At 60.8% G+C, this 24,179-nt stretch carries 21 protein-coding genes; 10 read left to right on the top strand and 11 right to left on the bottom strand.

What is annotated here, in order from left to right; all coding sequences use genetic code 11:
* Positions 1–80: 80 nt before the first annotated feature.
* Both tagF and ACQZ5N_RS14440 read left to right on the top strand, forming a co-directional pair.
* Positions 81–1,475 carry a type VI secretion system-associated protein TagF gene (gene tagF, locus ACQZ5N_RS14445; protein WP_448733270.1) on the top strand — a complete coding sequence of 465 codons (1,395 nt, stop codon included), beginning with the start codon at positions 81–83 and terminating at the stop codon, positions 1,473–1,475.
* The gene (locus ACQZ5N_RS14440) at positions 1,462–2,367 is read left to right on the top strand and encodes a protein kinase domain-containing protein (RefSeq protein ID WP_448733269.1); all 906 of its coding nucleotides are present in this window, start codon (positions 1,462–1,464) and stop codon (positions 2,365–2,367) included. Before tagF ends, ACQZ5N_RS14440 begins: the two co-directional genes overlap by 14 nt.
* 11 nt (positions 2,368–2,378) lie before the next feature.
* Here ACQZ5N_RS14440 and ACQZ5N_RS14435 read toward each other — a convergent pair whose 3' ends face one another.
* The gene (locus tag ACQZ5N_RS14435) at positions 2,379–3,515 is read right to left on the bottom strand and encodes a polysaccharide biosynthesis/export family protein (RefSeq protein ID WP_065654944.1); all 1,137 of its coding nucleotides are present in this window, start codon (positions 3,513–3,515) and stop codon (positions 2,379–2,381) included.
* Between the two features lie 273 nt (positions 3,516–3,788).
* On the opposite strand from ACQZ5N_RS14435, the gene ACQZ5N_RS14430 reads away from it, so the two are divergent.
* Complete coding sequence (locus ACQZ5N_RS14430; protein WP_080853686.1) at positions 3,789–4,085, top strand: PRC-barrel domain-containing protein; 297 nt, start codon at positions 3,789–3,791, stop codon at positions 4,083–4,085.
* A gap of 96 nt (positions 4,086–4,181) precedes the next feature.
* Here ACQZ5N_RS14430 and ACQZ5N_RS14425 read toward each other — a convergent pair whose 3' ends face one another.
* The 10 genes from ACQZ5N_RS14425 to ACQZ5N_RS14380 all read right to left on the bottom strand — a co-directional run bounded on the left by ACQZ5N_RS14425 (position 4,182) and on the right by ACQZ5N_RS14380 (position 14,747).
* A complete protein-coding gene (locus ACQZ5N_RS14425; RefSeq protein ID WP_448733268.1) occupies positions 4,182–4,907 on the bottom strand; it encodes an SDR family oxidoreductase in 726 nt (241 codons plus the stop codon).
* Positions 4,908–4,964: 57 nt separating this feature from the next.
* The gene (locus ACQZ5N_RS14420; RefSeq protein ID WP_448733267.1) at positions 4,965–6,575 is read right to left on the bottom strand and encodes an FGGY-family carbohydrate kinase; all 1,611 of its coding nucleotides are present in this window, start codon (positions 6,573–6,575) and stop codon (positions 4,965–4,967) included.
* Positions 6,576–6,665: 90 nt separating this feature from the next.
* A complete protein-coding gene (locus tag ACQZ5N_RS14415) occupies positions 6,666–7,397 on the bottom strand; it encodes an SDR family oxidoreductase (RefSeq protein ID WP_020812315.1) in 732 nt (243 codons plus the stop codon).
* Between the two features lie 39 nt (positions 7,398–7,436).
* On the bottom strand, positions 7,437–8,414 hold the full coding sequence (locus ACQZ5N_RS14410; RefSeq protein WP_448733266.1) for an ABC transporter permease: 978 nt from the start codon (positions 8,412–8,414) through the stop codon (positions 7,437–7,439).
* On the bottom strand, positions 8,404–9,906 hold the full coding sequence (locus ACQZ5N_RS14405; protein WP_448733265.1) for a sugar ABC transporter ATP-binding protein: 1,503 nt from the start codon (positions 9,904–9,906) through the stop codon (positions 8,404–8,406). The genes ACQZ5N_RS14410 and ACQZ5N_RS14405 overlap by 11 nt, the downstream gene beginning before the upstream one ends.
* A 69-nt stretch (positions 9,907–9,975) precedes the next feature.
* Complete coding sequence (locus tag ACQZ5N_RS14400; RefSeq protein ID WP_448733264.1) at positions 9,976–10,893, bottom strand: ABC transporter substrate-binding protein; 918 nt, start codon at positions 10,891–10,893, stop codon at positions 9,976–9,978.
* 97 nt (positions 10,894–10,990) lie between these two features.
* Positions 10,991–11,875: a helix-turn-helix domain-containing protein gene (locus tag ACQZ5N_RS14395; RefSeq protein WP_448733353.1), complete on the bottom strand. Its 885-nt coding sequence runs from the start codon at positions 11,873–11,875 to the stop codon at positions 10,991–10,993.
* Positions 11,876–12,261: 386 nt separating this feature from the next.
* On the bottom strand, positions 12,262–13,314 hold the full coding sequence (locus tag ACQZ5N_RS14390; protein WP_448733263.1) for an NAD(P)-dependent alcohol dehydrogenase: 1,053 nt from the start codon (positions 13,312–13,314) through the stop codon (positions 12,262–12,264).
* A gap of 260 nt (positions 13,315–13,574) precedes the next feature.
* Positions 13,575–14,024, bottom strand: coding sequence for a DUF1801 domain-containing protein (locus ACQZ5N_RS14385; protein WP_448733262.1), 450 nt, complete (start codon positions 14,022–14,024; stop codon positions 13,575–13,577).
* A 129-nt stretch (positions 14,025–14,153) separates the two neighbouring features.
* Entirely contained in the window at positions 14,154–14,747 is a 594-nt protein-coding gene (locus ACQZ5N_RS14380; RefSeq protein WP_020812322.1) for a TetR/AcrR family transcriptional regulator, read from the bottom strand.
* Between the two features lie 121 nt (positions 14,748–14,868).
* Between ACQZ5N_RS14380 and ACQZ5N_RS14375 the strand changes: the two genes are divergently transcribed.
* From ACQZ5N_RS14375 to ACQZ5N_RS14345, 7 genes are all read left to right on the top strand, one after another.
* Positions 14,869–16,095, top strand: coding sequence for an MFS transporter (locus ACQZ5N_RS14375; protein ID WP_269831573.1), 1,227 nt, complete (start codon positions 14,869–14,871; stop codon positions 16,093–16,095).
* Positions 16,096–16,398: 303 nt separating this feature from the next.
* On the top strand, positions 16,399–16,902 hold the full coding sequence (locus tag ACQZ5N_RS14370; protein ID WP_020812324.1) for an RNA polymerase sigma factor: 504 nt from the start codon (positions 16,399–16,401) through the stop codon (positions 16,900–16,902).
* A gap of 151 nt (positions 16,903–17,053) precedes the next feature.
* Positions 17,054–18,010 carry a FecR family protein gene (locus tag ACQZ5N_RS14365; RefSeq protein WP_448733261.1) on the top strand — a complete coding sequence of 319 codons (957 nt, stop codon included), beginning with the start codon at positions 17,054–17,056 and terminating at the stop codon, positions 18,008–18,010.
* 116 nt (positions 18,011–18,126) lie between these two features.
* Positions 18,127–20,547, top strand: coding sequence for a TonB-dependent siderophore receptor (locus ACQZ5N_RS14360; protein WP_448733260.1), 2,421 nt, complete (start codon positions 18,127–18,129; stop codon positions 20,545–20,547).
* Positions 20,547–21,437, top strand: a complete 891-nt coding sequence (locus ACQZ5N_RS14355) for an ABC transporter substrate-binding protein (protein WP_120356995.1) — start codon at positions 20,547–20,549, stop codon at positions 21,435–21,437. Before ACQZ5N_RS14360 ends, ACQZ5N_RS14355 begins: the two co-directional genes overlap by 1 nt.
* Positions 21,434–23,404: a Fe(3+)-hydroxamate ABC transporter permease FhuB gene (fhuB, locus tag ACQZ5N_RS14350; protein WP_448733259.1), complete on the top strand. Its 1,971-nt coding sequence runs from the start codon at positions 21,434–21,436 to the stop codon at positions 23,402–23,404. The genes ACQZ5N_RS14355 and fhuB overlap by 4 nt, the downstream gene beginning before the upstream one ends.
* Positions 23,401–24,150: a siderophore-interacting protein gene (locus ACQZ5N_RS14345; RefSeq protein WP_448733258.1), complete on the top strand. Its 750-nt coding sequence runs from the start codon at positions 23,401–23,403 to the stop codon at positions 24,148–24,150. Before fhuB ends, ACQZ5N_RS14345 begins: the two co-directional genes overlap by 4 nt.
* Positions 24,151–24,179: the final 29 nt, after the last annotated feature.

Below are 24,179 nucleotides of genomic sequence, written 5' to 3'. Positions count from 1 at the left end.
GCGGGGCGGCGCACCGTTTTTTTAAGGAGGGGATCTATGATGAAAGCAACGACGAAAAGCACCGCGGTCAATAACGACTGATGGCCAATCAGGCATCGAGGCCCGCGGAAACCGCGGCGGAAAGTGATCGCATCGGCTTCTTCGGGAAGGTCCCCAGCCATGGCGACTTCATCTCCGACGGGCTTGAACGGGAGCTGATCGGGACATTTGACGACTGGATGCGATCCGGCCTGCACGCCTGCGCGGACCTGTTTTCGGGCCGATGGTCCGAAATATTTACGTCATCGCCGCCCATACGCTTCATCATCGAAAGCGGCATATGGGGAAACTGCGCCTATGCCGGCGTGCTGGTGCCCAGTGCAGACCGGGTGGGACGCAAATATCCGCTTGCCATCATTGCCCAGCTCAATAGCTTCCGGAAACATCCGAGAACACTCTATCTCGACGACACCTGGTTCATGGCCGCCGAGGCGCTGGCCGAAACATCCATGACCGGCGATTTCGATATGTCCCGGTTTAACACCTCTGTTAAAAAACTGCGCCTGCCGAAACCACGGGAAGAGGATGACGCCCCGGAAATGGTGCACGGCCGCGCACCGACGAGCCTCTGGTGGCGCATCGATCCCGTCAGCCGCCGCGCCCGCGGTCTCAAATTCGACGGCAAACCGAAAGCTTCCGATTTCCTGCGCCTCTTCAGCGACATGGCAGGTAAGGGCGAAGAGGACGGCTCGACACCCGTACAGGCGCAGGAAAGTGCGAAACACAAAACTCCGCCCGCGCCCGCACCGCCAACCGAACAGCCGTCATCGGTCATCTACAGCTATGCCACGCACCCCGGAACACGGCTTTCCCTGAACGCGGATTCGCTTTTCGTTTCCCAAACCCCTGCCCTCTTCGCCATAGCAGATGGACAGGGCGACACGCACAGCGCCGTGGAAGCCGCACGTCTGGCCACAAATATTCTTGCCGAGACGCCCGATGCCGAAAGCCCCGAGGTGATGGCGCAGCAGATCAGGGGAAAGCTCGGCACCGTCAACAGCCTGCTTCTGTCCCGGCAAACCATGGGCGCTGACGGCAGGCCGACGGCAAGCGTCATCATTGCCTCCATTATCGGCGGCAGGTTGAGCGTCCTGTGGTCCGGCGACGCGCGCGCCTATCTCCTGAAAAACGGAACCATGCATCAGCTTTCGCGCGATCACGTCGTTGTCGGCATGAAAAGGCAGCTCTCGCAATGTGTCGGCCTTTCCCAGCAGTTCCGGCCGGATATCGTCGGGGAAGACTGGGGGGCGCAGGACAGGCTGCTCCTGTGCAGCTATCCGCTGGTACAAATCCTGAAGGAGCGGGCCATTGCCGAGATTGTCGGCAACACCGCGATCAAGGATTGCGCCAGCGCCCTGATCCAGGAAGCGCTGATCGAGGACGCACGCGATAATGTCAGCGCCATCGTGATTGGAAACCGGCTTGAGCAAGGGTAAACAATCCGGCGACGGGCCTGCCTACCCGCAGGTTGCCGAGCGCTTTTCCGATCTGTGGCAAACCATCCGCCATGACGGCACGCGGGAAAGGCCTGCCGAAGAACAGAAAGACCTGATCGATCAGGTCAGAAATGCGCTGGATCGGAAAGTCTCGCATTTTTCCGATGCGAAACCCTGCTGGATCGCCGACAGTTTTGCCCTTGAACAGATTGCCTACGAAAGCGAAAACACGCTGCTGCTGCAGGTGCGGCACCGCGATCTCGGCTCCCTTCACGCCCTGAAAACCACGCCGCCGGCGTTGAGAAACGACGCGGCGCTGCTGCACAGATTACGCGAGGAGGCGCAGCTCGGCCTGACATTGCGCCATCCGTGTCTGGTGGAAACATCGGCGCTGCTGAGACTGGCCGATGGCCGACCGGGCCTGTTACAGCCATGGTTTCCGCAATCATTGGCGTCGCTTGCATCGCAGCCGCCGGTTACCGCGCCGCAGGCGATCACAATCCTTCGCCGCATGCTGGAAGGGCTGAGCGCCATGCACGTAAGGGGATATGTCCACTGCGATGTCACGCCAGCCAATATTCTGCTGGAGGACGGTGATTTCGAAACGGGCAGGCTTGGCGATTTCGGCATTGCGCTGGAAATCGGCCAAAAACACGCGGACCGAGGCATGAGCTTTGCCGCCTCGCGCGAATTTGCTGCACCGGAACGGATGCGCGACGCAACCGCAAAGCCGGATCAGGATATATTCTCCGTGGGGCGGCTTGCCCGGCGGCTTATCGCTACGGATGAGATGCGAACAACGCAAAGGCTGGCCGATTTTGCGGACGCCTGTTGCCAGGATGAACCCGCGTCGCGACCGCAATCGGCGATGGAAGCGCTACAGCTTCTGTAGCGCCTCATTGGTCAGTTGCCGCTGCCGGGAAGCGGTGCTGCCGCCGTCGGCACGCTCTTCTGGAACACGGTCAGGAGCTTGGCAGAATCCACCAGCGGCGCGTTGCTGGCATAGAGCACATCGCCCTTCTGCATCTGGAAGAGCTGCATGAGGGCAATGCTGGAAGCATCGCGCATATTGACGTGATAAATCACCGGCCGCATGGTCGTGGCCGTCGCAACCGGGCCTTTCGCGCCCGATGCGGTTGCCGACGGCACCTGAACGATCTCGTTGCGGAAAACATAGACATTGCGCGCGTCCGCACGGTCATCCAGCAATCCGCCGGCGCGGCCGACAGCCTGAGCGAGGGTCAGTTTTCCGGCTTCGAACTGGAATTCGCCGGCGCTCTTGAAAGCGCCGAGCGCGGTGTAGCTCGCCGCATCGCCATCGATCATGATCTGATCGTCCGGTGACAGGCGGATATTCTGGCGGTCTTCCCGCATAACGCGGTCAAGCGGCGCGCTCGCCCTGTGCGAGCCGCGAACGACGGTGACCGTGGCAGCACCCGGAGCGACGGTCGGGCCGCCGGCCTGATTGAGCGCATCGAGCACCCGCTCCTGACGGGCGGTGAGCGTTATTTTTCCGGGGTTTTTCACCGCACCGCTCAGCATGACGGCGCTCGTCGGCTTGTCAACGACGGTGACGACGGCCTGCGGGTTCACAGCCGACCCTTTGAGCCCGGCAACGACCTGCGATTGCAGCCCCTCGGGCGTCGAATCCACCACCCTCTGTTTGCCGACGAAGGGGATATTCACCGATCCGCTCTGGTCCACCGTAAAGCGTCCGAGATTGAGCGTCTTGCTTTGCGTCGGGGAGAAAAGCCCGTCTTCGCCGGTATCGAGCACGGTGATGTCGATCACGTCGCCGCGACGCAATCTCTGGGCGTTGTAACCGGTGTTGCGAAGCGCGGTGAGGCCGGGGCCGGAGGCATTCTGCAGGCTTCCGGCGGATACCGTGGCCGCCGGCGCATTCGCAAGCTCGATGACGGGGATTTTTTCGTTGGTTCGAGGGAAAGTCGCAGATCGGATATTGCCTGCGGTCGGTCCGTCAGATGGCTTTGCACATGCGCTCAAAAGAGCCACCAGCAAAACCGCCCCCAACTTTTTCATCCCTCATCCCCTTGATGATTCAACCTGACGCAGAGATAACATCCAGACACGTCATCGCAACAACTTTAGCGGTTGCAATTTAGCGAAAACTTGTCTTCCGGAGAAAAGGTGTGACCATTCCGCAACCTTTTCGGAACCGCCTGCCGCAAACCCCAACAATGTACCGATGAGAAATCACCTGTCTTCACCGACTGGCACGGCCAGCGACATTCGATGGAACGGTTTTGCGATGGAGGAGTTTGTTTTCTGCAAACCAAGACAGGAGCAAGAACAATGGATCACACCAATCACGTACGCCTGGTTGCAACGGAACTGACGCCGTCCGTTCTTGAAGGCGCCACCGTTTATGGTGCAGACGATCACAAGGTCGGCAAGGTCGATCATGTCCACGGCGTCGGGGCCGGCAGCACCGCCATCATCGATGTCGGCGGCTTTCTTGGTATCGGCGCAAAGCCGGTCGCAGTACCGCTCAGCGATCTTGATTTCATGCGGGATGAGGACGGCGATGTCCACGCGGTCACTTCATGGACCAAGGACCAGCTGAAGGACATGCCCGAGCATCGTCATTAATAGCATTGTCATTCATTAAGAGGAGCGCCCGGCTGTTTGCCGGGCGTTCTTTTATTTTCGGGCAAGCGTTTGCGCGTCAGACTTCCCCTACGCACATCAAACGGCGAGGAAACCGCCATCGACCGGCAACACGGCTCCGGAAATCATGCGGCTGTCATCCGACAGGAGCAGCGCGATGCTCTGAGCCACCTCTTCCGCTTCGGCGAACCGGCTGAGCGGATGGCGAACCATCATCGGCTGGCTTTTCGCCGGATCGTTCCATGCTTCCGCGGCCAGTTCGGTGAGGGTGATGGTGGGCGCAACCGCGTTGACGCGGATGCCGTGCGGGCCAAGCTCCTTGGCAAGAACGCGCGTCGCCCCTTCAAGCCCGGCCTTGGACGCCGCGTAGCAGAGGTGATCCTGAAAACCGCGGTGACCGGCGATGGAGGTGATGTTGACGATGGCGCCGCCGCCGCCCTTCGCCACGCGGGCGCAGGCAAATTCCTGACATGCGACCAAAGCCGCGCGCAGATTGATGCCGAGAACGGCTTCATAACCCGCATCGCTCATATCCAGCACGCTTTCGAGCACGTTGATGCCGGCGCTGTTGATCAGGAAATCGCAGGGGCCCGCTTCCTTCATCGCGGCGCGGGTGGCGGCGACATCGGCAAGATCGACGCGGATCGAACGGCCGCCGATTTCGCTTTTCAGGCTGTCGAGATCGGACTGGGTGCGGCTGATCGCCACCACTTCCGCACCGCGCGCGGCCATCAGGCGAGCGCAGGCGCGGCCGATGCCTTTGCCTGCGCCGGTGATGATGACGGATTTTCCGGAAAACTGCATGAAATCCTCTTTATTTTGCGGCCATGACGGCCGGATGATCTAAACTTTTGACAGCGCTCAGGAATGGCTGGCAGAACGAATGGCGCGCGCCGCATTTTGCAGCGCCAGAAACGCATCGTACCGCGCCTGATGAATCTTCTGAAAATCTGGATCGGGCGCAGCACAGCTGTCGATACGCGACATCGCGGGCATGGCGACCATCAGGTCCGGATAGGTCCCTGCGGCAACCGCACCGAGCATGGCCGAGCCGAGAAGCACCGGCTCCTCGCATTCAGTCAGTTCCACGGGGAGCCCCGTCGCGTCCGCCAGTAGCTGCCGGGCAAGCGGGTGCGCACCCGCCCCACCGCTGACGCTGATGGTTTCCACCGGCGCGCCGTTGCGGGCCTGTGTTTCGATGATCTGGCGAAGCCCGTAACCGAGGCCGAGAAGACCGGCCACATAAAGCGCCACAAGGGAATCCACGCCCGTCTCCATGCCGTAACCGGCAATGACAGCGCGGGCATGGGGATCGGCAAACGGCGCGCGGTTACCGAGAAACTCCGGCACCACATGAAAATCCTCGGCGATCTTTGCGGCAGCGGAAGCGGATGCGGCAAGATTGAGCGCCCGGTCAGCGAGCCAAACCGGCAATGCTTTATCTTCCTTAGCGGCAAGCGCCTTCGCCTCGGCATAGGCCGGGTGCAGCTGCACCAGATAATCAATGGCCGCGCCGGCGGCAGACTGGCCGCCTTCATTCAGCCATGCGCCAGGAACCATGGCCGAATAATAGGGTCCCCAGACGCCGGGCACGAAGGCGGGTTCGGCGGTTGTCGTCATAGTGCAGGACGAAGTGCCGAAAACATAACCGAGGCATCGCGATGCATCGCCACCCGCAGCCACCGTGCCGACGCCGCCGGCATGGGCATCGATCAGACCTGCCGCAACCGCGGTGCCCGCAACCAGACCCATGGCTTTTGCAGCGTCTTCCGTCAAACCGTTACCCAGCGCCGTGCCGGGATGGACAACGCTTTCACCGATGCGGCGAAAACCTTGTTCGGCGAGATCGCCAAGCCCGATGCGGGTGAAATATTCCGCATCCCAACGGTTTTCATGGGCCAGATAGGTCCATTTACAGGTCACCGTGCAGGCGGAGCGATCAAGCGCGCCCGAAGCCTTCCATGTCAGAAAGTCCGTGAGGTCGAAAAAATGCTCGGCACGCGCATAGATGTCGGGCCTGTTTTCGCTGAGCCACAACAGTTTCGGCGTCTGCATTTCCGGGGAAATACGGCCGCCGACATATTTCAGCACGGCGTGTTCGCCGGCATTGATGCGCTCCGCCTGTTCGACGGCGCGGTGATCCATCCAGACGATGATGTCGCGCTCGGGATGATCCGGTGCGCCCACCGGCAGGGTCTCATCTTCCGGTCCGCGCACCACCAGCGAGCAGGTAGCATCGAAACCGATGCCGGCGACCTCGGCGGGATCGATGCCGGCGCGGGAAACGCTTTCCCGGACGCTGTCGCAAACGGCCTGCCATACTTCGCCACTCGATTGTTCGGCAATGCCGCCGTCCTCGCGGTGCATGCCGATCGGGCGTTTGGCGGTGGCGAGAAGCTTTCCCGCGACATCGAAGACACCGGCGCGCGCCGAGCCGGTCCCGACATCGACGCCAATCAGATAGGAAGCCATTTGCGATACTCCTCGGAGCGGATCATCCGGTGCTTGAACAAGAGTTGAGCGGCGGGACCGTTTCCGGTTTTTCCGCCGCTCCGGAGATTTTTAAACGCGGTCGAAGTTGGTCGGCAAGACCAGCATGTCGCGGATGGTGACCGTGCGCTTGCGCGTCAGCATGTAGACAACGGCATCGGCCACTTCGCTCGCATCGATGAGGCTGCCGGACTCCTTGGCCTTGCGGAGATTTTCCTCCGGCCAGTCGGCGAGAAGTGCGGAAACGACCGGGCCGGGAGACACCTGCGCGACACGCACGCCGTGCGGGATCATCTGGCGGCGCATGCCCTGAACGAAGCTGGTGATCGCCCATTTCGAACCCGAATAGACCGGCTCCCAATAGGTCGGGAAGTGGCCGGCAATCGAGCAGGTGACGACGATATCGCCGGTCTTGCGCTCCGACATATGCGGCACGACGGCATGGACGTTCTTCATGACGGCGTTGACGTTGAGGTTCAGCATCTTGTCGATGGCTTCAGGCGTCGTTTCGGTGAGATCGCCGCCGATATAGGTGCCGGCATTGCAATAGAGAATGTCGATATGATCGACCTTCCCGAGGATTTCGGGGATCATGGCGTTGCAGCTGTCGGCATCCAGAAGGTTTGTCACCTGCGGGATGGCGCGCTCGCCGAGCTTGCCAGCGAGTTCATTCAAGGCTTTCTCGTTCCAGTCGACCATGACCACGGTTGCGCCCTGTTCCAAGAGCGCTTCTGTTGTGGCAAGCCCGATGCCGGATGCGGCACCGGTGATGACCGCGATCTTGCCTTGCAGCGATTCAGACATTTAATTCTCCTGCGTTTATGAAGATATTTCCGGGCCGGCTCAGCGCCATTCGCGCCCGATATAGATGGCCAGCAGAATGATGCCGCCCTTGATGACATCCTGCAGATAGGGGTTGATGCCCATCAGGTTGAGGCCGTTATTGAGAATGCCAAGCAGCACCGCGCCAATCAGCGTGCCGAGGATGAGACCCCTGCCGCCGGCAATCGCCGTACCGCCGAGAACGACCGCTGCGATGGCATCCAGTTCGAAGCCGACGCCGGCATTGGGCTGACCGCTCATCAGGCGGCCGGTGAGGATGAGGGCGGCAAGTGCTGCGGTGACACCCGAAATGCCATAGACGGCGAGTTTGACGCGCTGGGTCTTCACACCCGAAAGGCGGGCAGCCAGTTCGTTTCCACCGAGCGCATAAACATGGCGGCCGAAAGCCGTGCGCTGCAACAGCACCCAGGCGACCGCATAGATCACCACCATGATGACGACCGGCACCGGAACGACGCCGATACGGCCGACGCCGAACCAGGAAATCCAGCTCGGAATGCCGCTGACCGGATAACCGCCGGAATAAATGAGGCCGAGACCGCGCGCCATGCCCATGGTGGCAAGCGTGACGATGATGGCGGGCATCTTGCCCCAGGCGACAAGCGCCCCGTTGAAGATACCGATGCCGAGACCGATGAAGAGACCGGCAGGCAGGGCAACGGAGGCAGGCAGGCCCGAATTCACCATCAGGCCGGCGGACAATGTGCCGACAAGCGCCATGACCGCGCCGACCGACAGGTCGATGCCGCCGGTGAGGATAACGAAGGTCATGCCGACGGCGAGGATGCCGACGACGGAAACCTGCCGCAGCACGTTCATGATGTTGTTGAGGCTGAAGAAATTGTCGCTCGCAAGCCCCATCAGGATCGACACGACGATGAGACCCGCCAGAGGCAGGGCGAGCGGTGAACGCAGCATGGCGCTGAGACTGAAGCCGCCCGTTTTCGCGGCAATGCCGGTGTTTACATCAAGCGACATGTTCAACTCTCCCGGTGGTGGCGTTTGTCATTATTGTTTCTGAATTGATGTCTTCGCCCTCGACCGTGGCGACGATGCCGCCGGAACGGAAGACGCAGACCCTGTCGGACATGCCGATCACTTCCGGCAGCTCCGAGGAGATCATGATGATCGAATGGCCCCTGGCGGCGAATTCGCGCATCAGCGAATAGATTTCCGCCTTTGCGCCGACATCGATGCCGCGTGTCGGCTCGTCGAAGATCAGCACGCGCATGTCATGGTTCAGCCAGCGGGCGATGACGATCTTCTGCTGGTTGCCGCCGGACAGCGTGTCGACGCGGGCAAAGGGCCCCTGCGCCTTGACCTGCACCTGCGCCATGGCCTTCGTCGTGTGTTCCAGTTCCTTTTTGAGATCGAGGAACCAGTGGGCCTTGCGGTATTTGCGATAATTGTTCAGCGAAATATTCTGCAGGATGGAGAAGCTGGTAATCAGCCCCTCTTCCTTGCGGCTTTCCGGCAGCAGGCCGATGCCGCGCATCAGCGCCTCATCCGGGCCGGAAAAGCGCGTGTCCACACCGTCGACCTTGATCTTGCGGCGCGAGGCGGAATGCGCGCCGAGCATGGCGAGAACCGTTTCCGTGCGGCCCGAGCCGACAAGCCCGGCAAAGCCGAGGATTTCGCCCTTTCGCAGCGCAAAGCGCGAGACGGGACCGCCTTTCTTCAATTGCAGCTCTTCCACCTCGATCACCTTTGCGGCGGAAGGATCGAGCTGCGGCTTCGGCGGGAAGCTGGCTTCGATGCGCCGGCCGACCATCATCTCGACCAGACGGTCATTGTCGACCTCCGAGGTCAGGCAGGAGCCGATCAACTCGCCATCGCGCAGAACGGTGATGCGGTCGCAGATCTCGAATATTTCTTCGAGGTGATGCGAAATGAAGATGATCGCCACGCCCTGACGCCGCAGCTCGCGCATGACCTTGAACAGGTGTTCCGTCTCGGAGGGGGTGAGCGTCGCCGTCGGCTCGTCGAGCACGAGGATACGGGCATCCAGCGACAGCGCCTTTGCGATTTCGACGAATTGCTGCTGGGCAACGGAAAGACGATGCACCGGCACATCAAGCGGTACATCCACGGCCAGCCGGCTCATGATCTCGGCCGCGCGCTTGCGCATGGCGCCCTTGTTCAAAAGGCGCAGCGGCCCGCGGATCTCGCGGGCAAGAAACATGTTTTCAACGGCATTGAGATAGGGGATCAGGCTGAATTCCTGAAACACGATGCCGACGCCGGCGGCAATCGCCTCGTCATAATTGGCAAAGCGGCGATCCTGCCCGTCAATGCGGATCGTCCCCTCCGATGGCTGCAAAATGCCGCACAGGATCTTCATCAAAGTCGACTTGCCCGCGCCGTTTTCGCCCAGAAGCGCATGCACCTCACCGGCGCGCGCCTCAAGGTCCACGCCGCGCAGGACTTCGATCTTGCCAAAGCTTTTTCTTATTCCATTCAGTTCCAGCATTTCACCCTCCTCAATGGTCGGGACTGCCCCGCCCCCGTACAAGACGGGGACGGGACCTGGGAGGAGATCTTACCAGCTGAACTCGCCGGCGTTCTTGCTGTCGACGACCATGACGTCGATCGGCACTTCCTTCGGCACGACGCGAGCGCCCCACTTCTGGGCGAGCGCCATGGCAAGGCCAACGCGAACCTGGTCACGCGGGAACTGCGCGGTGGTTTCAATGAAAGGACCACCATCGGCAATTGCCTTCACCGCTTCCGGAGCACCGTCTACCGAGGTCAGCTTGATGTCCTTGCCGGAACCCTGAATAGCAGCGAGAGCGCCCATCGCGCCGCCGTCATTCACCGAGAAGATGCCGGCGAGGTTCGGACGCGACTGGATCATGTTTTCAACGACGCCGAGAGCAACGGAGCGGTCCTGACGGCCGTTCTGCGTGTCGACCAGCTTGATCTCGGGGAATTCGGCGAGAGCCGCCTTGCAACCTTCAACGCGCTGCAGGATCGGCACGACCGGGATACCGTCGAGAATTGCGACTTCACCCTTGCCGCCGAGCGCGTCACCGAGATGCTTGCACGACTTGTAACCCGCGTCACGGTTCTTCGAGCCCACGAAGGTGTCGACCGGGCCGTTGGCGTTGGCGTTGGCGTCAACCGCAACGACGATTACGCCGGCAGCCTTGGCAGCGTGAACGGCGGCTTCGATGCCGGCGCTGTCGGTGGGGTTCAGAAGCAGGATGTCGATCTTCTGCTGCAGCATGTCTTCGACGTCGGAAATCTGCTTTGCCACATCGTGGCCGGCATCCGTCACGACAACGTCGGCGCCGATGCTTGCGGCGGCTTCCTTCAGCGCTTCCTGCATCGACACGAAATAGGGGTTGTTCAGCTCCTGGAAGGTCATGCCGATCTTCAGCTTTTCCTGCGCCAGCGCCGGAGCGGCCATCATTGCAATTGCGGCTGTCGCCATCAGAAACTTGGACTTCATTTTCATCTCACTCTTCCTCCCGGTTGGAAAATTGGGGCAACAAGACCCCGTTTCCGGACAGCCCTCTGCCCGAATTCTAAAAAATCGGCGATGTGTCGCTGGTTTAATCCGCCATGACCGCTGCCTTCTGGGCTGCGAATATTGTGCGGAACCTCGACGGCGACATTCCCTTCAATTTCAGGAAATGCCGGTTGAAATTCGAAAGATTGGAGAAGCCCACATCGTAGCAGACCTCCGCCACCTTGACCTCCTGATCCGCCAGCAGCATCTGGCAGGCGAGATCGATGCGTAACTGATTGCGATACCGCACCAGCGTCGTCCCCGTGTGACGCTTGAAGGCGCGGGAAAAGGCGCTCGGGCTCTGGCCCACCATCTCGGCGAGGTCGATTTCCTCGACCTGTTCGGTCAGATGCTGGCGCAGATGCGACAGCGCGCGGTTGATGCCGCTGTCGCCGATGCCGGTCAGGTCCAGCTCGTAGCTCAGGCTTGCCAGCACCTCGGAAGACGGCGCATTGACCAGCAGATCGAGAATTTCCCAGAAAAGCGCGAGCCGCGTCAGCCCCTGCGCCTCGATCAGCCGAAGGATCAGCGGACGAACGCGATCGCTTGTTTCATCGTCGAACAGAATGCCGCGGCGGCTGCGGTCCAGCAGCGCACGCACCACCTCCATCTCGGACATGGAGGTGCAGGCATCCTCGATAAAAGCCTCCGGAAACTGGATCACGAGAGAGCGTGTCGGCACGATCTCGTCCGGCTCGATCTCGCTGATCCAGTTCTGGGGGAGATTGGGACCGGTCATGATGAGCTGACCGGGGCTGAAACGGCCGACGAAATCACCGATATAAAACGTGCCTGACGTGGCGACGACGAGGTGGATTTCGTATTCGGGATGATAATGCCAGCGCACGGTACGGAACGGATAGCCATGCCGCCAGGCGGCGAAGGATTCGCCCTTGCGGATGTGCACCAGTTCCAGATCGGGCTGCATCATAGTTCCTCCCATCGACACGTCCGCCGCATTTGCGGAGCGGAGCCATTCCTCTTTATGGCTCGTCCCAGGCGTTGATGAGGAGCATATGGCGTGCGCTATCTGTGCTTCCACATCACGCCGAAGAAATTACCGATACTTTTTTGACTCTTTTTTGTCGGGAATTGAATAGTCGCCGGATGGAGATGGCCAGAAACTCGGCGGCCGCGCCGATTTTTTTGCACAATTCGGCGTGATCCGCTCAAACAATGCTCACCCGGAGGCGATATCCGGTAAGTTTTTGGAGTGCGGACCGCCGGACAACGGCAGGCCGCACTCATACTTTTCCGCAGCATCTCCGCCACTCAATCATCGGTGGCAGGCATCGGCGGTCGGCACGCGATCTTTTATTGCGGCATCACGATCTGAAGTTTCACGTCCGTTTCCCGCGCCTCCACCGCACGGTCGAAGCCGGCGATGCTGTCTTCGAAGGGAATGGTCGCGGAAATCAGCGGCTTCAGGTCGACCTTGCCGGAGACGATGAGCGCAACTGCCCGGTCGTAAACATTGGCGTAACGGAAAACCGTTTCGACCCGCAGTTCCTTGGCCTGCAGGCCGACAATATCGACCGGAACCGGATCGACAGGCATACCGACCAGCACGATCGCGCCGCCCGGCCGCGCCAGCTTCGCCATGCCGAGCACGGCGGGTGCTGCGCCCGAGCATTCGAAGACGATATCGCAGCCCCAGCCGTCGGTCGCCGCCGAGACGGCCTCGGCGAGATTGCGTTCGCGGATGTTGACGGTTTCGATGCCATCATAGGAACCGATGATATCGAGCTTCGGCTGGGCGAGATCGGCAACGATGACCTTGGCGCAACCGCCGGCAAGCGCCGCCAGCGCCACCATCATGCCGATCGGACCTGCCCCGGTGACGACAGCGATATCGCCCGGCTGGATACGTGCCCGGAGCGCCGCCTGCATGCCGATGGCGAAGGGCTCTACCATGGCGCCTTCGGCGAAGGACACATTATCGGGCAGCCTGTAAGTGAAGGCGGCGGGATGAATGACCTCAGGCGTCAGGCAACCATGAATGGGCGGCGTCGCCCAGAAGCGGACAGCCGGATCGACATTGTAGATGCCGAGCTTGGAGGCGCGCGATGTGGGATCGGGAATGCCCGGCTCCATGCAGACGCGGTCGCCCACCTTCAGATTCGTCACCTCGGCGCCGGTTTCGATCACCGTTCCAGACGCTTCATGGCCGAGCACCATCGGCGCGTTGACGACGAAATGACCGATCTTGCCATGGGTGTAATAATGGACATCCGAGCCGCAGATGCCGACCGTATGGGTGCGGATGCGCACATCCCTGGGCCCCAGTTCAGCGGATCCTGCTCCACCCGGAATGTCAAAATCCCTGAGCGAGAGCTTGCCTTTTTCTTCCAGCACCAATGCCTTCATCTCATCCTCCGTGGTTTGCGATACGCCTGGCAGCGAATTCAGTGAGCGTGATGGCGTGCAACCCCGGCAAAAGTAAACAGAAATCGGCCGGATCGGCCGGTTTTTCTTCACGCCGGAAAAACTGTATCGGACAGCCCGCGATTTCTCATCATCCGCAGCGCGACACGATCCTTAAGAGGCAGGAAAACCGGCATGATTCGCCGGCCCATTTCGCGATCATCGCGCGCTTGAAAGCCTCTGGCACCGATATACCCGGTCGCTCACATTTTTTCGCCGGGCAACACGCTTGCCTGCCTCACCCACTCCACGAACTGCGCTTCGTCAAACGCATCCTCGTGGATATCGAGGTAACGGACTTTCGGATGTTTGGAGGTGCCGGGCGGCAAAGGCTGCAAGGATGCGCCGTTAAGGAAGGTCACCTTGATATATTTCGTAAAGCAGTGAAGGCTGAGGAACCAGATATCGTCCTCCATGCCGTAGAAGGGCGAATTCCACTTCACAGCCTTGCGAACGCCGGGCACGACACCTTCGATCAGCTTGTCGATACGGCCACCGACCCCGCTTTTCCAGCCCGGCATGGCGGCGACATAGGCCTGCACCGGCGCGTCGCCATATCCTTTTGCAATCTGGGGATTCCCGCCCGAAAGAAGCTTTGGCGATTGATCCGATGGCGCGCTTCCGGACGCTTTTTGCGACGGCTTGTCGACCATAATCTTGACCTCACAGGTGTCAAACAGGTGCTACCAATAACATGATCTGTATCTATTCCAGATATTTCTACACATTTTCCGTGATGATCGCCTAGCCGACCCGGAATAACAGATAGGCAGCTATGCAGGTCAGTCTTTCCTGACCCGCAATCCCTCCAGAAAGGTCCGGAAACTGCCGACAGCCCGTTTCGAGGTCGTTTCCGGGTCGTCGGAATTGGCTATCCATTGGGCGGCGCTGCTGCTCGCCGCATTGATGAAGCGGGCGCATGCCTCCGGATCGATGTCGCCGATGGTGCCTTCTTCCCGAAGCGCATCCAGGCTTCGGGCGACAGCCGAGATACAGCCATTGGCATTGGGCCAGCGCGACGGATCGCCGAGCACGGCCGGCCCGTCGCGAAACATGATCCGCTGGATTTCCGGTTCGAGAGCCATGCGCACATAACCAACATTCTCCTCGACGAAACCTTCCCATCGGGTCGCGGCCCTTGACGAGATGTCACAGAGCCTCTTCGTCATCTCCGCATCGATTTCGGCCACAACCGCCAGCAACAGACCTTTCTTGTCGCCGAAATGGTGATAGAGCGCGCCACGGGTGAGACCGGCTTCAGCGGTGAAGTCGTCCATCGACGCTTCCGCATAACCGATGCTGCCAAAGGCCTTGCGGCCGGCAGCCAGAAGCTTCGCCCGCGTCTCGGCAATCATTTCACTGCGAGGTTTGCGCATTTCTTCTCCATTTTTCACATACGACGCGTATATTAGTTGACATACGTGTCGTATGCAATTATCTCATTCACATACGCCACGTATGTATGTGGTGGACACCCTTAGAACAAGGTGCATCCCGATGTCTAATCCATACAGAGAAATTTTCCGGGCTCCAGGCGCAAAAGGCTTTTCCGCCGCCGGTTTTTTCGCCCGCCTTCCCATTGCCATGGCCCCGATCGGCATCGTCGCCATGCTTTCCCAGACTCACGGTGAATATTGGCTGGCCGGCGCCGTCTCGGCAACCTTCGCATTGACCAATGCCGCCCTCTCCCCGCAAATCTCCCGTCTGGTGGACCGAAAGGGGCAGAGCAAGGTCCTCATCCCCGCCACCATCGTCTCGGTCATCGCCTTTGCGGCGCTGATTATCGCGACAAATCAGAGATGGCCCGCCTGGACGCTGTTCCTTTCCGCCTTCCTCGCCGCCGCCATGCCGAGCATTCCCGCCATGATGCGCGCCCGCTGGACGGAAATCTTCCGCGACCGGCCGGAGCTGAACACCGCCTTCGCCTTCGAATCCGCCGCCGACGAACTTGTCTACATCTCCGGCGCCTCGCTTTCCGTTGGCCTTGCGGTTTCGCTCTTTCCGGAAGCGGGCATGATGATCAGCACCACCTTCCTGGCGCTCGGCACTTTTGCCTTCCTTCTGCAACGCTCGACCGAGCCCAAGGTGCGGCCGGTTGAAAGCGGCCGCCGTCAGCGTTCGGCCATCTTCCTGCGACCGGTCCAGATCATCACGCTTGCGCTGATCTTCGTCGGCTCCACTTTCGCCACGGCCGAGGTAAGCGCCGTCGCAATCACCAAGGCGCTTGGTCAACCGGAAGCCGCCAGCCTCGTCATCGGCGTCTATGCCATCGGCTCCTTCGTGGTCGGCCTCATTCTCGGCGCGCTCAACCCCAAAATGCCGCTGCAACGGCAATTGCTGATCGCCGTCAGCGTGCTTGCACTCACCGCCCTGCCGCTGCTTGTCGCCAACACCTCGGTAGCACTTCTCGCTTTCGCGGTTTTCCTCAGCGGCGTTGCAATCTCACCGATCTTCATCACCTCATTCGGCCTGATCGAGCGCCGCGTGCCGGAATCGATGCTGACGGAAGGCGTGACCTGGGTAATGACCGGCATCGGTATCGGCATGGCGCTCGGCGCCTTCGTCTCCGGCTGGGTGATCGACAATTTCGGCCCGGATAACGGTTTCTGGGTGTCCGTCGTCGCAAGCCTTTCGACAGTCGCCATCATCGCGCTCGGCCAGCGCAGCCTCTCCGGAGATCGCGGACGGTCGGATATGGAGGCCGTGGCGCAACCCGCCGAATAACAGCCTTTGCTTGTAGTCCGCCTCCTTCATCGCGGTAATTGATATATACGGAGGAAAGGTCACAGACTAATCCATAGTACAGCGACTGTTTTACTTTACCGTCGCCCCGCAAGCATGATACCGGCAACATCAACGGCCGATGATATCATGCCTGCGGGGCGATCCTGCTTATCGAAGCCGTCGCTTCGCATATTCTCGAATTCGGCACCGATTGCACATAATCGACCGACGGCTGCATCGTTCGACACACCGACCGCCCGTTCACCGGGCAGGCACGGGGTCGATTACCGGAAGGCAAGGCTCTTGAGTTGGGATCTGCAGGAATTGTTCCGGCTATATGCGAAGGGCATTGTCAGGTCCCTGCGCAGCAGGGGCATCGATCCTGAAACGGCATCCGATCTGGCGCAGGATGCGTTTTTGAAGGTGCTCGCCTCACCGCCGCCGGCAAGTGCCGCTTCCCACAATCCCAAATCCTATCTCTATACGGTGGCGCGCAATCTCAGCATCGATCATTATCGCCGCGAACGCAGTCTCCGCCGTGTCGACCTGCCGCAGAATGCCTTCGATGCCATCATCGACCCGTCGCCATCGGCCGAAACCATCGTCTATGACCGGCAGCGGCTGCAGCTGGTGGAACAGGCGCTTGCGGAACTGCCGCGGCGGGTGCGCGAGGCCTTCCAGCTGCACCGGATGGGTGGCCTGACGATCAGCGAAGTGGCGCAGAAGCTCGGCATGTCCACCACTCGCACCTGGGTTTTGATCCGCGACGCCTATGAGCACATAGAGGATCGCCTGAACGGTCTGTAGAGGACGGGAACCGTCGTCTTGCCCCAGATATCGCCGTTTAATCGCCGGCCTGCGCATTAAACTTCTTTCATTCGGAAATATGCGGCCTCTCATTCGTATATATCAAAGGCTGTGACATTGTCCGGTCTCCGGCAATCCTGAAAGGCTCCCTATGAACGAAGTGTCGGAAGAACGGCGCCTGTTTCGTGAAGCTGCGGATATTGCCATTCGCCTGCAGAACGATCCCGGCAATCCCGTCGCCATCGAAACGGCACGCGCCTGGATCGAGCGCGGACCGGCCCATGCCGCCGCTTGGGCGAAAGTTGCCGCGATACACGGCATGACCGGCCAGATTCTCGCCGAGGAGGCCCGTTCCTCGCAAAAGGGCTTCGACCCCAACCGGCGTCTTCTGCTTGTCGGAGGCGTGCTCTGTCTCGGTGCGGCGGCTGGCGGTTCGGTGCTGGCACCCTATGTGACGTTACGCGCCCGCGCCGATTATCTGACATCGACGGCCGAGATCAGAGAAATTCCCCTCGAGGACGGCAGCATGGTCACGCTTGGACCGGACAGCGCAATCGCCATCGATTTCGGTGAGCGGGCAAGACGGGTAAACCTCCTCGCCGGCATGGCCTATTTCGATGTCCGGCCCGATGCCTCGCGCCCCTTCTCCGTCGCCTACGGACCATTGACCGCCACAGCGCTTGGAACCGCTTTCGACGTTTCGGGCGATGATCTCTCCATCTCCGTCTCCGTCGATCATGGGCTGGTTCTGGCCACATCGCCCGATCTGCCCTCTCCCGCGGGAGAGAGACTGGCGGCAGGCGACTGGCTGACCTACGACCAGGCATCGCGCCGTATGGATCGCGGCGTCAGGGAGGCTTTTGAAATTGCGGCATGGCGCACGGGCATGCTCATTGCCGAAAAGGAGACGGTCGCGGCGGTGGTCAATCGCATCGCCCGCTGGCAAAAAGGCAAGGTGGTCATCGCCACCCCTGCCCTGAAAAACAACGTCGTCAGCGGCGTCTTCGATCTTGCCGACCCCATCCGCGCGCTCGATGCAGTGGTGCGGCCATTCGGCGGAAAGGTGCGGGCCGTCACGCCATTTTTGACCGTTATTTCCTCCATCTAAGAAAACTTGAGAAAAAGAGGAAAATTTTCGAACGCCATTCGTATTGTCCTCAGAGAACCCGTCGCCAGCATAGGCCGGCCGGTCTCCGGGGACAGATTTAATGGAGTGGCTTTCACATGGGGAATGAGTTCTCATCGGCTCATAAGGGTACAAACAGGGGTCGTAAGGGTCGTGGCGCGCTGTTTTTCGCCTTTCTGGCGACGACCACGGCGCTCGCCGCCGGCATCGCGGCACAGCCAGCCTTTGCGCAGGCGGTTTATTCGGTTCCGGCCGGCCCGCTGAACAAATCGCTGGCAACCTTCGGAAAACTGTCGGGAACGCAGATTTCCTACGATGCCTCGATTGCACGCGGAAAACTTTCGCAGGGCGTCAGCCGCGCGACAACCCGCGAGCAGGCTATCGTGGAGCTTCTGCGCGGCACCGGCCTCGTTTATTCCTTCACCGACGCCACCTCCGTCGTCATCGCCGCGCCGGTCAGCGCGGCAAGTGCTGCGGCAGCCGGAAACTCCACCCTGCTCGCACCCATTACCGTTCAGGGCACGCGCGGCGCCTCCGCATTGCAGCAGGACGGGCTGGCGCAGGATGGCTACCGGACAGAGACACTGTCCTCTCTCGGCCTGCTTGGACAGACAGCCATTCGCGATACGCCGTTTTCCGTCACCGTCGCGCCGAGGGAGCTGATCCAGAATATCCAGGCGCAATCCCCGGAGGATATCTACCGCGTCCTGCCGACCATCCGCAGCCAGACGCCGCAGATGTCCGGCTGGGCGCCGATGGCCAATATTCGCGGTTTCACCACCTATGATACCGCCGAAGACGGCTTCCGCCGCTCCTACAGCCACGCGACGGTGCTGGAAGACAAGGAACGCACCGAGGTTCTTTCCGGCCTTTCGGGCTTTCTCTATGGCGCGGCCTCGCCCGCCGGCATGATCAACTACGTCTACAAGCGCCCGACGCAGGAACGTTTGACCAGCGTGACGGTCGGCAATTACGGCGGCGCGCAGGCCTTCGTCCATGGCGATTTCGGCGGTCGCATCGATCCGGAAGGCGACATGGGTTATCGCCTCAATATCGTCCGCTCGGCGGGCGACACGGCCATCGACGACCAGAATGTCGACCGCTTTCTGGCAAGCGGCGCTTTCGACTGGAACATCACCGACCGGCTGAAGCTGGAACTCAATGCTTCCTACAGCAAATACAAGCTGGACGCCGCCAATTCCTACTGGGCTTTCGCAGACGGCGTGCTGCATGGCGATGCGCCCGACGCCAGCAGGAACTGGAGCCAGCCCTGGATTCACGACGAAATCGAGAAAAAACGATACTCGGCCAAGCTCACCTACGATGTGAACGACGCCATTACCCTGCGCGGCGGATATATGCGGGAATATATCGACCGGCCGGTTCAGGATCATACGATGAATCTTGTCCAGTCCGCGGAGGAATATTCCCAGATCGCAATTCGCTCCGGCAGGACAAAAAACGTCTTCGACGCCGCGAATATTTTCGCGGACGTCTCCTTCGACACCGGCGCGGTCTCCCACAAGCTGACCGCCGGCTATTACATGTATCAGGGCAAGGACTGGGGTACGACTTACAACCCCAATACCGGCTGGCAGCCGTCTTTCCCCCTGTCTTCTCCCCGGCATATTGCCGAGCCGACTTTCCCGCCAAACACCGGCACGCTCTACAAGTCCGGCTATGTGCGCAATCACAACTTCGTCGTCGGCGACCAGATCGAATTCGACGAACAATGGTCGGCCCTCGTCGGCGCCAATTACAGCATGATCCAGAGCCAGTCGCTGGACAGCAGCGGCGCCCGCTCCGCACCGGATTACGATGAAGCAAGGCTCTCGCCCTCGGCGTCTCTGCTCTTCAAGCCGGTGGAGGCGGTGACGCTCTACGGCAGCTATATCGAAGGCCTTGAGCAGGGCGGCGTTGCGCCGGACACGGCCGCAAATAGCGGGCAGATTCTCGCCCCCATGGTCAGCAAGCAGAAGGAAATCGGCATCAAGGGCGATGTCGGCGACATGCTGCTGACGGCGGCGCTGTTCGACATCTCCAAGGCTTACGAACTGACGACGGATGCCAATGTCTATACGCAGGACGGCCGCCAGCGCCATCGCGGCATCGAGTTCACGGCGACCGGCAAGGTGACGGACGACCTTACCATTCTCGGCGGCGTGACATTCCTTGACGCCAGGGTCGAAGGCGGAACCTATGACGGCAAGCGCCCCATGAACGTCGCCAATGTTCTCGCCAAGGTCTATGCCGAATATGAGGTTCCCACCATCGAAGGTCTCTTCCTGACCGGCGGCCTCTATTACACCGGCAAACAATGGGCGACATCCGAAAACAACGACCGCCTTTCCTCCTATGTCACGGCCGATCTCGGCCTGCGTTACACCACCGAAAACTTCGGCAATCCGCTGACATTCCGGCTGAATGTCAGCAACATCACCGATGAGAATTACTGGCAGAACAGCTATTATCTCGGAGCCCCGAGAACCGTCTCCTTCTCGGTTCAGGCGAAATTCTGATGATGCTGCGCAGTTCCCTGTCTCGCAGAGCGCTGCTCTGCGGGACAGGTGCTTTTTTCCTTACAAACCGGCCGTCATCGGCCGCCCGTTCCGGCGGCATCGTCGCCATGGACTGGGTGAGCGGGCAGAACCTGCTGGCGCTTGGCGTGCAGCCCGCAGCCATGCCGGAACTGGAACGTTATGGCAGCCTCGTCGTCGAACCGGCGCTGTCGCCCTCGGTCGCCGAGCTTGGATTGCGGTCCGAGCCCAATCTGGAACTTGTGGACTATCTTCGGCCAAGCCTCATCCTGCACAGCGACGATTTCACCATGGCTGCCGGCCGGCTTGCCGCCATCGCCCCCACCCACCTTTTCGATTCCGGCGTCACTGCGGGTGAAAACCATTTAGTCAGTGGCAGAAACGCTCTCATCGCGCTCGCCGCGCGGATCGGCGATCCCGGCCGGTTTGACGCGTTTCAGGAAAGTTTCGACGCGGAGATGCGGCAGGCACGAGCACGGCTCTCCACCTATGACGGACGGCCTCTGCTGCTGGCGACGGTCATAGATGGCAGGCGACTGCTGGTTTTCGGCAGGAACAGCCTCTTCCAGAATGTTCTCGATCAATTCGGCATCGAGAACGCCTGGGATGGTTACACCTCGCAATACGGTCATACGACAGTGACGGCCGACCAGCTTTCCCGCCATCCGCAGGCGCGGCTTCTGTGCATCGGCGATACCAGCAACGAGAAGCTGGATACGCTTCTCAGCGCGCCGGTCATCAAAAGCCTGCCCTTCATTCGCGAAAACCGGTTGGTGCGTATCAGGGACGTGCTGTTTTACGGCGGATTGCCGCCCGCAAGACGCTTCGCCCGCCTCGTTTCCGAAGCCCTTGCCGGTGAGGCATCGCCATGAAGAGGACGGCGAACATATCCGCGATCGTCGTCACATCGCTCGCCATCGTCTGCGCCGGCCTTGCCGGCTTCAACCTGTTTCTGCGCATGCCCGATGGGACGCCGCTTGCAGCCCTGTTTTTTCCCGATCCCAACATGACGGCGCAGGTGCTGCTGCACAATACCTTGCTGCCGAGGATCATGGTGGCGCTGATGACCGGTGCGACGCTCGGCCTTGTCGGGGCGATCCTGCAAAACATTCTGCGCAATCCGCTTGCCGAACCGGCGACGCTCGGCATTTCGGCCGGTTCCTATCTGCTGCTTGCCATTGCCACGCTCTGGTTCCCGCAATGGATGGGCGCACGGGAATGGATCGCCTTTGCGGGCGCGGCGCTGTCGCTTCTGGCAATCCTCGCACTCTCCTGGCGCAAGGGCCTGTCGCCCGTGACGGTGACGCTGGCGGGCATGATCGTCAGCCTTTATTGCGGTGCTGCGAGCGCCGTTCTGGTGCTGTTCAACCACGATTTTCTCGTCAGCATCTTCTTATGGGGCGCGGGATATCTCGATCAGCAAGACTGGAGCGCCGTCTCCTTTCTCGCCCCCCGTCTCGCCGTGCTCGTCCTTGCAGTCATGCTGCTTCTTCGCCCCCTGACGATCATGACGCTTGAGGACGCCAATGCAAAAAGCCTCGGCCTGTCGCTTGCCACTTATCGGCTCATGACGCTGGTGGTAGCGGCAGCCTTGACGGCGGTGGTCACCGCCTCCGTCGGCATCATCAGCTTTATCGGCCTTGCCGCCCCCGCGATGGCGCGCGCCTGCGGCGCAAGACGAATGGCGGCGCAGCTCGGTTATTCGGCGGCGCTTGGCGCACTGCTGCTGACCTTGACCGATCAGATCGTCCTGTTTTTTCCCGTCACCTATCGATTGTTCCCGACCGCGGCCGTCACTGCTCTTCTCGGTGCGCCGCTGATGTTCGCGCTGATCCGGCGGCTGAAGATGCCGGCCCCGCCGCAGCCAAGCGCGCAGCCGGCGGCAGCGCGCTTGGCCTCTCCCATTCCGGCTTTACTCGGTCTCATCGCCATTCTCTGCGTCGCCGCCGGCGTCGCACTCGCCGTCGGGAAAAACACGGAGGGCTGGTTTTTATCGGGACTTTACGATCTGCATGGTCTCGGCTGGCGCTGGCCGAGGGCGCTTGCCGCCTTCAGCGGCGGGGCGATGCTGGCGCTTGCCGGCGCCATTCTGCAGCGCGTCACCGGCAATCCCATGGCATCGCCGGAGGTGCTGGGCGTCTCCTCCGGGGCAATGCTCGGCGTCATTCTGGTTCTACTCACCCTTGCCGCCCCCACCCGTGGCGCGCAAATCCTCGCCGGTGCGGCGGGTTCGCTGACCGTTTTGCTGCTGATGCTGACCCTGTCGCGCAAGCCGGGTTTTTCCGGCGACCGGCTGCTGCTGATCGGCATTGCGCTCAGCTCCGTCTCCGGTTTCGTCATGGCGGTATTGATGACATCGCAGGATCCGAGGCTCGGCCAGCTTCTCGCCTGGCTTTCCGGCTCCACCTATGCCGTCGCGCCGGGCGAAGCCATCATGGCGGCGGTCCTGCTCTCTTTTGGGCTTGCTTTGACCCCCTTCATTCGCCGCTGGCTGGAAGTGCTGCCGCTTGGCGAAGATATCGCCCGAAATACCGGCGTCTCTGTCGTGGCGAGCCGTAACGGTCTCTATTCGCTTTCCGCCATTCTCACCGCAAGCGCGACGATCCTCGTCGGACCCTTGAGCTTCGCCGGCCTGATGGGACCGCATCTGGCGCGGCTCGCTGGTTTCCAGCGCGCCGGCACGCAATTGCCGGCGGCGGCGCTGATCGGCGGGCTTATCCTGCTCATCGCCGACTGGCTGGGGCGCAACCTCATCTTCCCGTTTCAGATACCCGCCGGCCTCCTGGCCACGGTGGTTGGCGGGCCGTTTTTGCTTGTACTTATCGGAAGGCGCGCATGACCATATTCGCGGATGACAGTTTCAGGATTCTGACAGTGGTCGACAGCCAGCGCCTCGCCCCCTTCATGCAGCGTCTGCGCTTTACCGGCACCGGGCTTCACCGTTTCAATACGCTGAAAAACCTTCATGTCAGGCTTTATTTCTCAAAGCAGAACAAGAACTTCGACCGCAATCTGCCCGCCACGAAAAATGCTGCGGAACACGCAGATGCCTTCGCTGTCCGTTATTACACGATCCGGGCGATAGACCCCGATAGCGGTTTTATCGATATCGATTTCGTTCTGCATGAGGATGCGGGGCCGGGATGTTCCTTTGCCCGGAATGCGCGTCCCGGCGCGCTTTGCGGCATGTCCGGCCCATGCGGGCTGGGGATGAAGCCGGCAAAAAACTATCTGCTGGCCGGGGATGAAACGGCCTTACCCGCCATTGCCCGCATCTGCGAGAACCTGCCCGGGGATGTTAACGGCCAGATTTTCCTTCGGGCCGAGAATTCCCTATATGACATCGTCGCACCGCCCGGCATACAAATATACTGGTTGCCGCGCTCGACCGTATCTCCCGCAAAATTCATCGAACATGTTGGCGGGGCGGCGATGGAGACAGCCGCTTCCACCAATGATTATTTCCTCTGGCTCGCCAATGCATTCTCCCAATGGCAGGACTTTCGGGACAAGTTGTCGGTCCTGTCCAAGAAACGTTATCTCAACGCCTGTTACTGGCGGGACGACATGACGACGAGCCACTGAGAAAGGACGCGAATTACGGTTCCGCAAGA

Source organism: Agrobacterium sp. 22-221-1 (assembly GCF_053522445.1).
This window is presented reverse-complemented; position numbering and strand designations above follow the sequence as displayed.